Below are 15,871 nucleotides of genomic sequence, written 5' to 3' on the forward strand. Positions count from 1 at the left end.
GACAATTTCTGGCACAATGCCTATGATTATGAGGTTGAACAAGTAAATAAACGTTAACAGCGATCGAAAAGGGTCACCGTGGTCATGGTCAGCGAACTGGGGATAGTGAAAGCTCAGTCATGGTTGCGATAGATTGGCATTTCGGGAGTTAACACCAACTAAGCTGCCTGATTTAATTCAGGAAGTAGGGTGGAACCGCGTAATTAATTCACGTCCCTACATCGACACATTTTGTGCTGATGGAGGGGCGTTTTATTTTGAAGGGAGATCGTCATGGAAATTAAAAAAGATGAAAAACTTTCCGTGCAACAAATTATTTTGACCCTGCAGCAATATTGGGCTGCGCAAGGCTGCATGTTGATGCAGGCCTATGATACTGAAAAAGGGGCCGGTACGATGAGCCCTTACACATTTTTGCGGGCGATTGGACCAGAACCATGGAACGCCGCTTATGTGGAACCAAGTCGCCGACCAGCAGATGGTCGATATGGTGAAAACCCTAACCGTCTGTACCAACATCACCAATTTCAAGTATTGATGAAACCAGCTCCCGAGAACATGCAAGAACTGTACTTGAACAGTTTGCGTGAACTTGGCATTGATCCCCTTGAACATGATATTCGCTTTGTTGAAGATAACTGGGAGAACCCGTCCATGGGTTGTGCCGGTGTTGGTTGGGAAGTTTGGCTTGACGGGATGGAAATCACCCAGTTTACGTATTTCCAAATCGTCGGTGGTCAGGAAATGAATCCGGTTGCCGCCGAAGTAACGTATGGTTTGGAACGACTTTCCTCGTATATTCAAGACGTCAACTCCGTGTTCGATTTGGAGTGGAGTGATGGCGTACTGTACGGTGACATCTTTAAAGAACCAGAGTACGAGCATAGTAAGTATTCCTTTGAAGAAAGCAACCAAGACATGCTCTTGCACCTGTTTGATGATTTCGAACGTGAAGCGAAAGCTAACCTGAGTAAGGGCCTTGTTCACCCAGCGTACGATTATATTTTAAAATGTTCACACACTTTCAATCTACTAGATGCCCGCGGCGCAGTTTCCGTAACTGAACGGGCCGGTTATCTAAGTCGTATTCGGAAGATGGCTCACAGCGTTGCCGTAGCCTTTATCAATGCACGTGCCAAACGTGGTTTTCCATTGATTAAAGACGACAAAGAGCGCGAGGCGGTCCTTGCTGATTGGCGGAAAAAGGAAGAAAAGAAAGCTGCTCGGGCGGCTAAGAAGAACGCAAAGGAGGCCAAATAATGGCACATCAATTTTTACTTGAAATTGGGTTGGAGGAAATTCCTGCTCACGTGGTGACACCAAGTATTGATCAATTGGTTGAACGCACAAAAAACTATTTGGCCGAACAACGGATTACGTTTGACAGCATCAAACCATTTTCCACACCACGGCGGTTAGCGTTACTGATTTCTGGTCTAGCTGATAAACAACCAGATGTTGAAGAAGAAGTTAAGGGCCCGGCTAAGCGGATTGCGCAGGATAAAGATGGTAACTGGACAAAAGCGGCCCAAGGTTTTGCTCGCGGACAAGGTGCCAGCGTTGATGACATCATTTTTAAAGAACTAAAGGGTGAACAGTACGTTTACGTTCAAAAACACGAAACTGGCCAGCCTGTGAGTGAGGTTTTGACTGGTATGAAGGATGTCATCATGGCGATGACATTCCCAACCATGATGAAATGGGGCAGCTACAAGTTTCAATACATTCGCCCAATTCGTTGGTTGATTGCATTGCTGGACGATGAAGTTTTGCCATTCAGTATTCTCGACATCACCACAGGTCGAACTAGTCAAGGTCATCGTTTCCTTGGTCACGAGGTGGAAATTAAGCGTCCTGCAGATTATGAAGAAGCCCTGACAAGTCAGTTTGTTATCGCAGACGCCGCCAAACGTAAGGCTAAAATTCGTCAACAAATTCAAGCACTTGCGATGGAACATAACTGGACGATTGATATTGATGAGGACTTACTGGAAGAAGTTAACAATCTAGTTGAATGGCCAACGGCGTTTGCTGGTCACTTTGATGCTAAATACCTCACAATCCCGGATGAGGTTTTGATTACTTCAATGAAGGATCATCAACGCTTCTTCTATGTGCGTGACGAGGCTGGCAAGTTGTTGCCAAACTTTGTTTCAGTGCGTAACGGGAATGATCAGCACTTAGATAACGTGATTGCTGGGAATGAAAAAGTGCTAACTGCCCGTTTGGAAGATGCAATGTTCTTCTATGAGGAAGATCAAAAACATGACATCGACTTTTATGTGAACAAGCTGAAGTCGGTTAGTTTCCACGATAAGATTGGTTCCATGACTGAGCACATGAAACGGACTGGCATTATTGCTAATTTGATTGGCCAACGTGTTGGTCTTAGCGAAAGCGAGTTAGCAGATCTACAGCGAGCAAGTGAAATTTACAAGTTTGACTTGGTAACTGGTATGGTGGGCGAATTTGCCGAATTACAGGGAGTTATGGGCGAAAAGTATGCTTTGTTGTTTGGCGAAAAACCAGCAGTTGCCCAGGCTATTCGTGAACATTACATGCCTGTTTCAGCTGACGGTAGTTTGCCACAATCTAACGTTGGCGCAGCTTTGGCAATTGCGGACAAGTATGATAGTATCACCGCGTTCTTTGCAGCTGACATGATTCCTAATGGTTCTAACGATCCGTATGCTTTACGACGTCAGGCGTTTGGTATCGTACGCATCCTGCGCGATCGAAAATGGCACTTGCCGTTGTTGAAGATGGGGCAAGACTTTGAAATTGCGCTGTCTAATAAGCACGTTGAATTCAATCCAGAGCTAACGGCTAACTTAGATTCTAGCCGCAAACGGATTCAAGAATTCATGAACGACCGGGTCCGTCAATGGTTTGCTGGCCAGCATGTTCGTCACGATATTGTGGATGCTGTCACGAGCGCTGACACCACAGATGTTGTGAACATGTTGGATGATGCGGCCGCATTAGTGGCACACGTGGATGATAGCAACTTCAAGGATGCTATTGAAGCCTTAACGCGGGTTGCCCGATTAACGAAACAAGATCTGTTGGACGCACCATCACTGCCGGTTGATCCTAAATTGTTTGAAAACGATGCAGAACAAAAACTGTATGACGGCGTTAATGATGTTAAAGCTCATTTCGATGACCGGACACCAGAGCAAAACTACCAAGCATTGGCTGATTTGCAACCAGTTATCGATGCGTACTTTGAAGCCAATATGGTTATGGATGATAACGAAGCCATTCGGCGTAACCGTTTGAATCAACTCGCACAACTTACGAAACTTACCATTCACCTTGGTGACCTTAAACAATTGATCGTTAAATAGGTACAGTGTGGATGTCTACGCTTCCGGTTGTCCACATTGATACGCTCGCCGTGGGACCGGTTTTAGCCTCCTGAAAACCGGAGTCTTTCACGGCTCGGTATCAATGTTGACGCCCTCCAGCTCACATAGCGAGCGACAGATGCTGGCAAAGTATATCTGTGGCACTCACGATAGTTCTAACCACTTGAATGGAAAGAGTGAAGGCGAGCAGAGACAGAGTTTCCGTGTCGGCAACACTTAATGGGGTGGGTTTACCCATCTAGTGTTGCGGGATGACTTATGAGACGAGGGTTTTCGGCTCATAATCAAGGTTGAAAACCGTGTCTTGTGCGGGTTGAGACCGGTCCCACGGAAACGGCGTCTCTGGTCGACGTAACGGCATTCAGCACATTGACTTATAGAGTTAGCTGTTGTGGATAATTTGAATAGTAGTTGATTGAACCGGAAAGAAATCATCCTGTCAATCAGCTGCTATTTTTATTTAGGACGCTATTCGCGCTATACTAAACGTGAAAAATATTTAATTTGAAACCGTTTGATTGCGGTTTGGGAGTGGTAAGCAATGGCATTACAGCTGAAACGAATTTACGAAGCACCGGCTGCCAGCGATGGACAACGAATCTTTGTCGATCGGTTGTGGGCGCGTGGCATCAGTAAGGAACGGGCGGCATTAACCGACTGGGACAAGGAGATTGCGCCTTCCGCAGAACTGCGTAAACAGTTTGGTCATGATCCTGAAAAGTTTCCGGCTTTTAAACGTGAATATGAACGGGAACTAGCAACTAATGAGATGACGAAGGCCTTTATTGAAAAGATTCGGTCAGGATTAGCGGCGGGTAACGTGACACTATTGTTTGGTGCTAAGGATGAGCAGCATAATAATGCAGTCGTGCTCAAGGAATTCATTGAAGCGCACTTGACAAAATAATTTAATAACCGGGCACTAAAATACACGAATTCAAATATTGTACATTGCTGGCAAAGCGTGTATAATGCTCATTGTGTGTAATTGGGCTCAATTTTAGTCGCATTTTTTGTCTCGCGAAACTTAACGTTCACGATGTCGGAAGGTGCGTCTTTTTACGCTCAATAGGCCAGGCTTCAGCACTGGAGGTGATGTTGTGGCAATGAGAATTCCAGAGGATGTCATCGAAAACGTTCGCAGTTCAGTGAATATTGCGGACGTAGTAGGTCAGTATGTACAGTTAAAGAAATCCGGTAAAAATTTGTTCGGCTTGTGTCCGTTTCATGAAGAAAAGACACCGTCATTTTCAGTTAACGAAGAAAAACAAATTTTCCACTGCTTTAGTTGTGGCCGTGGCGGTAACGTGTTTAAGTTCTTAATGGAACTGAATAACATCAGTTTTCCAGAAGCAGTCCTTCAAGTAGCTGATGATGCCAACATCACCATTGCTGACGAGTATAAGCAGACTGAAAGCAGCCCGGTTAATTCTGAGTTTGGACAGTTAATTGGCTTATACGAGGATGCTGCTAAACTTTATCATCATGTGTTAATGAACACGCAGGTTGGTGAAGAAGCGCTGGATTATTTGCATAAACGTGGACTGAACGATGACACGATCAACACGTTTGATATTGGCTTTGCACCTGCCGAAGGACTATTGAAACCCTTCTTTGAAGAGCGAAACGTTGATTATCAAACATTGCGTAGTTCCGGATTGTTCATTGAGAACCAAGACGGGCAGTTGCGTGATCGTTTTAGTAACCGAGTGATGTTTACGATCCGTAATGCTAGTGGCAAAGTGATTGCTTTTTCCGGTCGTTTGTTGCATAAGGATCCAGATGCGCCGAAATATTTGAATAGTCCAGAAACGAAGATCTTCCATAAGAGTGATACGTTGTTTAATTTTGACCTGGCTCGTCGTGAGATTCGTAAAACGGATGCTGTCATTTTGTTTGAAGGGTTTATGGATGTTATTGCAGCCTATTCTGCTGGGGTGAAGAACGGAATTGCTTCCATGGGAACTAGTTTAACTACTGATCAGATCGGTATTTTGCAGCGTGTGACCAATACCTTGTATGTGTCGTACGACGGTGATGATGCGGGTCAAAACGCAACTCACCGGGCGCTGTCGCTAATTAGTGGTCAAAGCAATATGGATTTAGGTGTTGTGCAAATGCCTGAAGGTCTGGATCCAGATGAATACTTGCGAAAGTATGACGCTGAACACTTCCGGGCGGTGTATGAAGGTGCCAAGGAAACGCCCGTTGGCTTTGCGTTACGCTATTTAGCGCGTGGACGCAATCTTGATAATCAAAGTGATCAGTTGACTTATCTGAATGAAGTGTTGAAGATTGTCGCTGGTGTCCACTCGCCAGTTGAGCAGGATTTATATCTGAATCAACTGGTGGATCGCTTTGGTGTTGATAAGGCTAGTTTAAAAGAGCAACTGGCTGACATTCGTCAAACGCAGACGCCAATCGTTGTTCCTGGCGAACAGCCAGCCACACCGTTGCCAAGTACGCCGACACCAGTGAAACAGCTAGTGCGTGAGCCGGCGCATCTAGATCGCATTGAGCGTGCGGAACGGTTATTGTTGCAGCGCATGTTAATTGATCAGAGCGTTTGGCTACATGTCACGGCTAATCAAGATTTTCATTTTGTCCACGACCAGTATCAAACATTGTTTTTAATGGCTCAAGGATTCAAACAAACGCACGCTGATGTTCAGATTGCGGCGTTCTTGGATTATGTCAACGATGATGAGTTACAACATACATTGATTGATATCACAGAGCAACCAAGTGTTGACCGGGATGATATGACCGATGTGAATGATTGTATGCACATCATCATGAATCAAGCGCCCATTGAGGAGCAGATTCGGCAGAAGAACATTGCCATGATTGAGGCCAAACGATTGAATAATCATGACCTCCAAAATCAGCTAACCTTGGAATTAGTTAATTTGTACAAGCAAAAGCAGGCGATGAAAAATGCTTGATAATTCTATTAATCGGTGTAAACTTATTTATTTGTCGGATTGTGAATACTAAGGGGGACCTTGCATGTCTGAAAAGAAAACAACATCTACAAAAGATTTTGATGAAAAGAAGTTCAAAACAGCAGTTAACGCACTAATTAAGAACCGTAAGAAGGCTAAAGAAGTCCGTTATGATGAATTACAAACGGAACTGGTTAAGCCATTTGCGTTGGACGCCGACAAAATTGATGATTTAATGCAAAAAGTTGAGGATGCTGGTATCAGCATCGTCGATGAAAATGGTGACCCCTCTGAACATGCCTTAAAGAACAAAAAGAGTAGTGTTACGACTAAGGAATTAAAGGCTAGTGATGCAGCACCATCCGGAGTTAAAATCAATGATCCGGTACGGATGTACCTGAAGGAAATTGGCCGTGTTTCTCTGTTATCTGCCGATGAAGAAGTTGCTTTGGCTCTGCGAATTGAGCAAGGTGACGAATCAGCTAAGCAAGAATTGGCTGAAGCAAACTTGCGGTTGGTTGTCTCAATTGCTAAGCGATACGTTGGTCGTGGGATGCAGTTCCTTGATTTAATTCAAGAAGGTAACATGGGACTGATGAAGGCCGTTGAAAAGTTTGATTACCGCAAAGGATTTAAATTTTCAACGTATGCCACTTGGTGGATTCGTCAGGCCATTACCCGTGCGATTGCTGACCAGGCACGGACAATTCGGATTCCCGTTCACATGGTTGAAACAATCAACAAATTGATTCGGATTCAACGTCAATTACTTCAAGACTTAGGCCGTGAACCAATTCCTGAAGAAATTGGTGCCGAAATGGATATGCCAACGGAAAAAGTTCGTGAAATCTTGAAGATTGCGCAAGAACCCGTTTCTTTGGAAACACCAATTGGTGAAGAGGATGACTCTCACTTAGGTGATTTCATTGAAGATCAGGATGCAACTTCACCAGCTGACCACGCAGCCTATGAACTGCTGAAGGAACAGCTGGAAAGCGTTTTGGATACGTTAACTGACCGTGAGGAAAATGTGCTTCGTTTGCGTTTTGGTTTGGACGATGGCCGGACCCGGACTTTGGAAGAAGTTGGTAAGGTCTTTGGTGTTACGCGTGAACGGATTCGTCAGATTGAAGCGAAGGCCTTACGTAAGTTACGCCACCCAAGTCGTTCTAAGCAATTGAAAGATTTCTTGGAATAGTCAAGGCATCACTAAAATTAGTAGTATGGGCTAGTTGATTGTAATGAGCCTGTTTCGCAAAGTTTGAATATAATTAGATTTGCAATGCATTCATGATCAATTTTTAAATTGACTATGGATGCTTTTTTTGTAGGGCGAATTTACAATTGAAATGCAACACAAAGTAAAAAAATAAACCCATACCGGGTAGAATATGTTTAACGACCAAATCAAACAATTCGAGGTATCCGGTATGAGCTATAAACATCTTACTATAAAAGAACGTGAAATACTTATGTTTTTACGAGCTAAGGGGTTATCTATCCGGGCTGTTGCGTTACGGCTGGGGCGAAATCCAAGCACTATTTCACGGGAGTTAAAACGTTGTGCAGGTAATTATTCCCCAAGCAAAGCAGATAATGACTATCATCAAAAGCGGCAGAATTGTCACAAGAAGCGGCTATTAGACAGCCATCCACAATTACGCCGTCAAATTGTTCATTACATCTTAGATCTGCACTGGTCACCAGAGCAGATTACCGCTCGCTTTAATAAGGAACATCAATGGTGTGTTAGCTACAACACAATTTACCGTCATATCTATCAACACAATTTAGGTGAGAAGTACTCCTCACGTGGTGATACCGGTATTCAGCGCCATCTCAGACATAAACATCGGACTCGGCATTCAAAGAATACTAGACGACATCGAGAAGTACAGACCGACTATATCTCGATCCATGAGCGCCCTGGTTTTATCAACCAGCGTCAACGTATAGGTGACTGGGAAATTGATACTGTGATTGGTCGAACGGGTCACTCCATCCTTTTAACGATTGTCGATCGGCTTAGTCGGCTTACGCTTATCAAAAAGGTTGTGCAAAAGGACTCGCAGGAGATAAATAAAGGCTTAGTTGAACTGTTAGGGGCCATTCCTAAAGAATTTGTTCATTCTATTACACCAGATCATGGGACCGAATTTCTTCATCTTGATGAAATCAGCGAAAGGTTAGGTGTTACTGTCTATTGGCCCGATCCATATTCGCCTGAACAGCGTGGAACAAATGAGAATACAAATGGATTAATCCGGGAATATTTTCCCAAGCGAACAGATATTGATAATTATACAGAACAGGACGTTGAACACTGCCAAAAGCAGTTAAATCAACGTCCTCGCAAAGTGTTAAACTATGAAACCCCATATGAAGTATTTTTTGACAAACCGTTGCACTTAGTTTGACAATTCGCCAGTTTGAAAAATAGTCAGTAGGTTATCTGCCGATAAAGTTCTGTAAAAACTCTGCAACTGGCGTGAAGTGATTGGTATACTGGTAGTAAAGATAGCGAATGCACCGGCGACGATTGTTACGTCATGAATCGCTTTTAGTTCTAATAATCGGTGCACAAGAGGAGGATACATGGACGCGGATCATTTATCAAAACGATTGGCTGCTGTGGCGGCCTACGTGCCTGCTAATTCACGCATGGCTGACATCGGCTCAGATCATGCTTACTTACCAGTTTATCTGGCCAAACGCCAACAAATTTCGTATGCGGTGGCAGGAGAGGTCGTTGACGGACCGTTTGAAAATGCCAAAACGGAGATTGCCAACCAGAATTTAACCGAGCGGATTGATGCACGTTTGGGAGACGGGGTTACGGTGCTTAAACCCGACGATAACATTGACACGATTGTCATTGCGGGGATGGGTGGCACACTGATCAGTGACATTCTGGAGCGTGGTTGGCAACAACTGACTGGCAACGAATTACTCGTGTTACAGCCGAACGTTGGTGAATATCATTTACGCAAATGGCTGGCCGCCCATGCCTATCAAATTACGGCTGAGCAAATTTTAAAGGATGATGGGCACATTTATGAAATTATGGTGGCCCACAAGGTCAAGGAGCCGTTTACACTAAACGAACTAGATGCACGCTTTGGACACTTTTTACGCGCTACTCCCAATGCTGCGTTTGTCGAAAAATGGCAACATGAGCAGCAACGGAACGCACACGTATTAGCGTCACTAAATCATGCGGCAAACGTACCCGTTGCTAAGCAACAGGAGTTGCAACGTGAACAGCAACTAATTGAGGAGGTTGTACAAAATGCAAGCACAAACCTTAATTGATCAATTTGAAAAGTTTGCACCACTTCGTTATCGCGAAGCCGGTGATCCAACTGGTTTTCAAATCGGTAGTCGACAGGCAGAAATTCATAAAGTTTTGGTGACTTTGGATGTTCGGCCCGAGGTTGTTGACGAAGCGATTGCCGAGCACGCTGATTTCATTTTTGCCCATCATCCAGTTATGTTTCGACCTGCTAAAAATCTGGATTTTGATGCAGATCCACAGCTAGCGATGTATGGCAAAATTATTGCCAACCACATTACTGTGTACGCCGCTCATACCAACTTGGATAATGCTCCAGGCGGTATGAATGATTGGCTTGCTGAGCAATTGCAGCTGGAGCACGTTCAGTCATGGCTGCCTAATCCTGACGCGCCTGAGGTATCAATGGGTCGGGTCGGTGAGCTAGCAGAGCCGATGTCAATGCAAACATTCGCTGAGTATTGCAAAACGCAATTTAAAATCGGTGGGTTGCGGTTGATTTCACATGAACCAACCAAACAGGTTAGCAAAGTTGCCATTTTAGGTGGTGACGGTGGCAAGTTCTTCCGTGAAGCGCAGGCAACGGGAGCCGATGTCTATGTTACGGGCGATGTTTACTACCATACTGGGCATGACATGCTGGCATCCGGTTTGTCTGTGGTGGACCCAGGACATCACATTGAAGCTGTTTGCATCCCCAAGTTGGCATCCATGTTCCGTCAGTGGTCTACACAATATCAATGGCATCTCGATGTCTTAGAATCAAAACCTAATACGGATCCCTTTACTTTTGTGTAAGCGAGCCGAATCAGGTAGACTTATTTTGAAGTATGTTTGAACTTTATTTTAGAAAATAGGAGCGTGACAGTTGTGGCACAATATGAAACCTTGCTTTCGCGGTTTATCGGTTATGTAAAGGTCAATACGAGATCAGATCCAGATTCGACAACCATTCCTTCTTCGCCTAGGGAAGTAAACTTTTTAAAGTCGATTGCTGAGGAGTTAACTGAGCTTGGACTATCGGATATCAAAACAGATCCTAACAGTGGATACGTAACTGCTGTTCTGCCAGCTAATGATGACGGCAACACAGCACCAATTGGCTTTTTAGCACATATTGATACTGCGGATTTTAATGCAGAAAATATTACACCCAACATTGTTAAGAACTATGATGGTAAATCAGACATTAAACTTAGCGATGATGGTCAGTGGACATTAAAGCCTAGCGAATTTCCAGCATTGCACAATTACACTGGTGACACATTAATTACAACTGACGGTACAACACTTTTGGGTGCTGACGATAAAGCTGGTGTGGCTGAAATTATGACGGCCATGGAGTACTTGCTTAATCATCCAGACGTTAAGCATGGTGAGATTCATGTTGGTTTTGGCCCGGATGAAGAAATCGGTACTGGTGCGGATCACTTTGATGCTAAGGGTTTCGGCGTTAAGTATGCCTACACGGTGGATGGCGGCCCATTAGGTGAATTAGAATATGAGACGTTTAATGCTGCTCAGGCAGTCGTGACTATTCAAGGGAAGGATGTTCACACGGCTACTGCTAAAGGCGTTATGCAAAATGCACTTCAAATTGGTATTGATTTCCATAATCAATTACCTGCAAGTGACCGTCCAGAAAATACTGAGGGTCGGGAAGGTTTCTTCCACCTGTACAAAATGACTGGGACTGTTGATCAAGCTCAGTTAACGTACATTATTCGTGATCACGATCGTCAGAAGTTTGAAGACCGTAAACAACAAATGCGGGACATTGCTGATAAGCTCAATGCTACTTTGGATGAACCACGAGTGAAGTTGGTATTGACGGACCAATATTACAATATGCGTGAAGTGCTTGAAAAGGATATGACACCGGTTGAACTGGCTAAAAAAGCCATGACTGATTTAAATATCAAACCTGTTATTTACCCGGTTCGTGGTGGAACAGATGGCTCCAAGATTTCATTCATGGGTGTGCCAACGCCGAATCTGTTTGCTGGTGGTGAGAACATGCACAGCCGTTATGAATATGTTTCTCTGCAGATTATGGAACGTGCTGTTGATGTGATCTTGAAGATTACTGAACTCAATCGGCAGGCTTAACAAGCGATAACCAGTATTTGTAATACAAAATAAAAACGACCCCAACAGACACATCTGTTAGGATCGTTTTTATTATCTATCGTGTGCGATGCTGGTTAGCAACCTGCGACAACGATTATGATTGACTTGCTTCATCAGCATTAGCCGCTGGTTTGTCGGCCATCACGTGTGTTGCGACTGAAGTCACAAGGCAGACGATGGCGGCAACGATGCCAATTTCAAAAACGTTATATTGCAACAATTCTAGTTGTCCACCAATATAACCAATGACCTCGCCCCAGATGAAGCCCCAAAAGATTACAGTTAAGTAACGCATATTGTGACCACCTTTCATATCAATAGTAGTTTAACACTCTGACTACTGATTTCAATAAACTTTCATTCGCGAATACGGATAATTTTGGCGGGTTTTGTTATAATATGAAAGACGAACAAACGTTTGAATATGAAACTTAATCGATTATTCAATGAAAGGGGGATGCTTGTGTCTTCGGAGACTGAAATTGAGGCAGCAGCGGTACCGTTATCTCGCGAAATAAATGGTCTAGTGCCATTATCCGTTATCAGTAGTTATAGTCTATTGCAAAGTCCAACAAGAGTTACAGAACTCGTGCAAACGGCAAAGCAGCGAGGGTATCAGGCAGTTGCACTGACTGACATTAATGTGTTGTATGGCGTTGTTGATTTTTTTAATGCTGCGCGAAAAGCTGGCATCAAACCGTTAATCGGGCTGACCATCGAACTAACCGGCGAGGTCACTGAGCCAGCCACCAATGACCAGACGATGCCAGCCACAAAGCAGAATGCACTGCCAACATTCCCATTAACTTTGATTGCTAAAAATGAACATGGCTATCAAAATCTAATTCAAATTTCGTCGGCAAAGATGACCCGCGAAGAACGTGATCCATTAAAAATTGACGACATCAGCGATTGGTTGTCAGACTTAGTCATTATTAATGGCTTACAAAGTGAAATTGGCCGACTAGCCAGTACGGGACAACAAAACGTGGCTGCGCAACTCATGGCACGACTGCAAAAAATTGCCAATGACACCGTATATCTTGGTGTGAGTGATCAACAATCAAGAGCGACAATTGACACGCTTCAACAATTTGCAGATCAGAATCATTGTCGATTGGTGGCTGTCAACGACGTTCGCTATTTGAACCCTGATGATAGTTTTAAGACTAGTGTGATGACGTCGATTAGTAGTGGTGAACAAATCACTAATTTAGGAGCGGTAAGCCAACAGACAGGTCCTTGGTATCTTCGTGAGGCTGTGCCGCTAGCCAATCACTATCATGAATTGGGACTTGATGAGGCCGTTCGGGAAACGAGTCAAATTGCTAACATCGCAACGGTTGACTTCACGTTTCAAGCCCCACAATTACCACATTTCAAGACGCCCAATCATGAACCAACGGCAGATTATTTGCGACAACTTTGTGCCGCGGGTTTGACCAAACGGTTAGGCGAAGATAATCCACTGGCGGATCGATATCAACAAAGGTTGACCCACGAGTTGACCGTTATTCATCAGCTAGGCTTTGACGATTATTTTCTAATTGTCTGGGACGTAATGAACTATGCTCATGAACATCACATTACTACCGGTCCTGGTCGTGGCTCGGCGGCTGGATCCTTGGTTGCTTATGTACTAGTCATTACAGAAGTTGATCCGTTAACCTATGATCTACTTTTTGAACGGTTTTTGAATGATCAGCGAGCTCAGATGCCCGATATTGATTTGGATATTCCAGACGACAAACGTGATGAACTGTTGCTGTATGTGCGTGATCGATATGGCGCCGATAAGGTTGGCCAAATTATTACGTTTGGTACCCTTGGTGCTAAGCAGGTCATTCGTGACGTTGGCCGTGTATTTGGTTTGTCCACATTTCAAATGGCCGAATGGAGCCGGACGATTCCTGGCGGTTTAGGTGTGACGTTGGCCAGCGCACAACGTGATTCACAGCCATTACGTAATCTAATCGCGGACAGTGGTGTCAACTCGTTACTGTTTGAAACAGCCATGGCGTTGGAAGGCTTGCCACGGCACACGTCGACGCATGCTGCCGGTGTTGTCTTAAGTGATCAGCCATTAACGGATATTGTCCCGGTTCAATCAGGTTCTGAAGGCCTACTCGTAGCCCAATTCCCTAAAAATACCGTTGAGGCACTTGGACTGCTTAAGATGGATTTTCTTGGACTCCGCAATTTAACTATTTTAGCAAATACATTATCAGAGATTGAGACAACGACGGGCAAGAAGCTTCAAGTTAACGATATTCCGTTGAACGACAGTGCCACACTGGCCTTGTTTCAAAAAGGCGATACAAATGGTGTCTTTCAGTTTGAATCAAGCGGCATTAAAAATGTCTTGCGTCAATTGCATCCGGAAACCTTTGAATTGGTAGTCGCGGTTAACGCACTTTATCGACCTGGACCGATGGAAAACATCGATCACTTCATTGCCCGTAAAAAGGGCAAGGAACCAGTCACGTATCCGGCCCAGGCGTTGGAACCAATTTTGGGACCAACATTTGGCATCATTGTTTATCAAGAGCAGGTCATGCGAGTCGCCTCAGTTATGGGCGGTTTCTCATTGGGCAAGGCCGATATTCTTCGCCGTGCCATGAGTAAAAAAGATCATCATAAGATTGATGCACTACGTACCGAGTTTATTGAGGGTGCGGTGGCTAATAAATTTACGCAAGCCGTTGCTGTTCAGGTCTATGACTATATTGAAAATTTTGCATCTTATGGTTTTAACCGATCACATGCCGTTGCCTACAGCAAAATGGCGTTTGAACTCGCTTATCTAAAAGTGCATCATCCGGGTGCCTTTTTTACAGCACTACTTAATTCTGTGCTGGGCAATCCAACAAAAACGAAATTATATTTGTTAGAGGCAAAACAGCATGGCGTCAACGTAGCAGCGCCCAACGTTAACGTTAGTCAGACGGGATTCTCACTGGTAAACGGGCAAATCGTTTTTGGACTTAGTGACATTAAAGGTGTGCGTCGAGATTTTGTTGCCAATATCTTGGCATTGCGGCAAAAAGACGGTGCATTTAAAGACTTAGAAACATTTGTCAATGCTATTGAACCACAGTTTCGGAAAACGGACGTCTTAACTGCCATGATCTATGCTGGTAGTTTTGACAGTTTTGGCTTAAACAGAGCTGAGCTGTTGGACCTGTTGCCACGTGTGATTTCTGGTGTCCAGGTCAGTATCGATCTGTTCGAATCCAACTTGGGGCTTAAACCTAAGGTTGAGCACCGCCATGATTTGTCGTTGAAAGAAAAATTAAGTCATGAGGCCGAAGTACTTGGCGCTTATGTATCTGGTCACCCGGTAGAACAGTACACAGGGCTCAGCCAACAACTGAATGCAACACCAGTTGTCGATGTTGCGGTTGGCCAGGTGACAACCGTTATTCTGTACACGAGCCGGATTCGTGAAATAAGAACTAAAAAGGGTGACCGAATGGCGTTTGTCAGCGGGAATGATCCATCTGGTGAATTGTCGATCACCGTCTTCCCACGACTTTATAAAGAAGTTAGCGAATGGTTAGCGCCAGAGCAGGTCGTCGTTGTGACCGGTAAAATTGATACGGGTCGCCAACTGGAGATCGTAGCGGATCGGCTTCAATTGGCCAAAACAGTTCAGGAGCAAGGCGCGCATCAGCAATCGCGTCAAAATGCGCAACTGAATGATGAATCCAATACGCGGTCGAATCATCCTACTCAAGCAGCAACGAGGCCACAAGCGCAATCTGCGCCAATTGGCACTTGGTATTTACAACTGACGGAGGCAAACATCGCTGCAGGCGCAGAGAACGACTTTCGTCAGCAAATGGGCAGCCTACGTGGAAATAATCCGGTAATTTTGCATAATCAAGTTGATAACCGGACAGTTAAGCTGGCTTCAGCATTTAATTTAGCGGCCACGACACAAGCTCGAAATCAATTGGTCGGGATTTTTGGTGACGGTAATGTCGTTTTTCGGCGAAATCAGACATAAATGTTTAAACTGTCTTCAACAAAATGAAAAACCAGTGTGGGTTTTCATGAATATTTATGAAAACTCATGAAAAGAGCGACAACCACATTTTAAAAGTGTTAAACTAATATCGTATTTAAGGGAA

The 15,871-nt window shown here is 44.3% G+C and carries 11 protein-coding genes; 10 read left to right on the plus strand and 1 reads right to left on the minus strand.

Annotated elements, in window-relative coordinates; all coding sequences use genetic code 11:
- The first annotated feature begins 273 nt into the window (after positions 1-273).
- The 9 genes from glyQ (at position 274) to pepT (ending at position 11,717) form a co-directional block, all read left to right on the plus strand.
- Entirely contained in the window at positions 274-1,260 is a 987-nt protein-coding gene (glyQ, locus tag ABUE36_RS07220) for a glycine--tRNA ligase subunit alpha (RefSeq protein WP_421016475.1), read from the plus strand.
- Positions 1,260-3,350 carry a glycine--tRNA ligase subunit beta gene (gene glyS, locus ABUE36_RS07225; RefSeq protein WP_161001247.1) on the plus strand — a complete coding sequence of 697 codons (2,091 nt, stop codon included), beginning with the start codon at positions 1,260-1,262 and terminating at the stop codon, positions 3,348-3,350. The genes glyQ and glyS overlap by 1 nt, the downstream gene beginning before the upstream one ends.
- Positions 3,351-3,912: 562 nt before the next feature.
- On the plus strand, positions 3,913-4,278 hold the full coding sequence (locus ABUE36_RS07230; RefSeq protein ID WP_161001248.1) for a DUF488 domain-containing protein: 366 nt from the start codon (positions 3,913-3,915) through the stop codon (positions 4,276-4,278).
- 193 nt (positions 4,279-4,471) lie between these two features.
- Complete coding sequence (gene dnaG, locus ABUE36_RS07235; RefSeq protein WP_161001249.1) at positions 4,472-6,316, plus strand: DNA primase; 1,845 nt, start codon at positions 4,472-4,474, stop codon at positions 6,314-6,316.
- 64 nt (positions 6,317-6,380) lie between these two features.
- A complete protein-coding gene (rpoD, locus tag ABUE36_RS07240) occupies positions 6,381-7,514 on the plus strand; it encodes an RNA polymerase sigma factor RpoD (RefSeq protein WP_017261941.1) in 1,134 nt (377 codons plus the stop codon).
- 232 nt (positions 7,515-7,746) lie between these two features.
- Positions 7,747-8,733 carry an IS30 family transposase gene (locus ABUE36_RS07245; RefSeq protein WP_191982121.1) on the plus strand — a complete coding sequence of 329 codons (987 nt, stop codon included), beginning with the start codon at positions 7,747-7,749 and terminating at the stop codon, positions 8,731-8,733.
- Positions 8,734-8,911: 178 nt separating this feature from the next.
- Positions 8,912-9,628 (plus strand): tRNA (adenine(22)-N(1))-methyltransferase, encoded by a 717-nt coding sequence (locus ABUE36_RS07250; protein WP_161001251.1) that lies wholly within the window; start codon positions 8,912-8,914, stop codon positions 9,626-9,628.
- Positions 9,606-10,406 carry a Nif3-like dinuclear metal center hexameric protein gene (locus ABUE36_RS07255; RefSeq protein ID WP_161001252.1) on the plus strand — a complete coding sequence of 267 codons (801 nt, stop codon included), beginning with the start codon at positions 9,606-9,608 and terminating at the stop codon, positions 10,404-10,406. Before ABUE36_RS07250 ends, ABUE36_RS07255 begins: the two co-directional genes overlap by 23 nt.
- Positions 10,407-10,478: 72 nt before the next feature.
- Complete coding sequence (gene pepT, locus ABUE36_RS07260; protein WP_421016476.1) at positions 10,479-11,717, plus strand: peptidase T; 1,239 nt, start codon at positions 10,479-10,481, stop codon at positions 11,715-11,717.
- Positions 11,718-11,832: 115 nt separating this feature from the next.
- Here pepT and ABUE36_RS07265 read toward each other — a convergent pair whose 3' ends face one another.
- Positions 11,833-12,033 carry a YjzD family protein gene (locus ABUE36_RS07265; RefSeq protein ID WP_161001254.1) on the minus strand — a complete coding sequence of 67 codons (201 nt, stop codon included), beginning with the start codon at positions 12,031-12,033 and terminating at the stop codon, positions 11,833-11,835.
- Positions 12,034-12,195: 162 nt separating this feature from the next.
- Between ABUE36_RS07265 and dnaE the strand changes: the two genes are divergently transcribed.
- Complete coding sequence (gene dnaE, locus ABUE36_RS07270) at positions 12,196-15,747, plus strand: DNA polymerase III subunit alpha (protein ID WP_421016477.1); 3,552 nt, start codon at positions 12,196-12,198, stop codon at positions 15,745-15,747.
- The last annotated feature ends 124 nt before the right edge of the window (positions 15,748-15,871 follow it).

The organism is Furfurilactobacillus cerevisiae, from assembly GCF_048961765.1.
Classification (GTDB): domain Bacteria; phylum Bacillota; class Bacilli; order Lactobacillales; family Lactobacillaceae; genus Furfurilactobacillus; species Furfurilactobacillus milii_A.

Bases quoted from the DNA above. Each gene is read 5' to 3' on its own strand.
- glyQ (WP_421016475.1), top strand. From the start codon at position 274: ATGGAAATTAAAAAAGATGAAAAACTTTCCGTGCAACAAATTATTTTG.
- glyS (WP_161001247.1), top strand. From the start codon at position 1,260: ATGGCACATCAATTTTTACTTGAAATTGGGTTGGAGGAAATTCCTGCT.
- ABUE36_RS07230 (WP_161001248.1), top strand. From the start codon at position 3,913: ATGGCATTACAGCTGAAACGAATTTACGAAGCACCGGCTGCCAGCGAT.
- rpoD (WP_017261941.1), top strand. From the start codon at position 6,381: ATGTCTGAAAAGAAAACAACATCTACAAAAGATTTTGATGAAAAGAAG.
- ABUE36_RS07245 (WP_191982121.1), top strand. From the start codon at position 7,747: ATGAGCTATAAACATCTTACTATAAAAGAACGTGAAATACTTATGTTT.
- ABUE36_RS07250 (WP_161001251.1), top strand. From the start codon at position 8,912: ATGGACGCGGATCATTTATCAAAACGATTGGCTGCTGTGGCGGCCTAC.
- ABUE36_RS07255 (WP_161001252.1), top strand. From the start codon at position 9,606: ATGCAAGCACAAACCTTAATTGATCAATTTGAAAAGTTTGCACCACTT.
- ABUE36_RS07265 (WP_161001254.1), bottom strand. From the start codon at position 12,033: ATGCGTTACTTAACTGTAATCTTTTGGGGCTTCATCTGGGGCGAGGTC.
- dnaE (WP_421016477.1), top strand. From the start codon at position 12,196: ATGCTTGTGTCTTCGGAGACTGAAATTGAGGCAGCAGCGGTACCGTTA.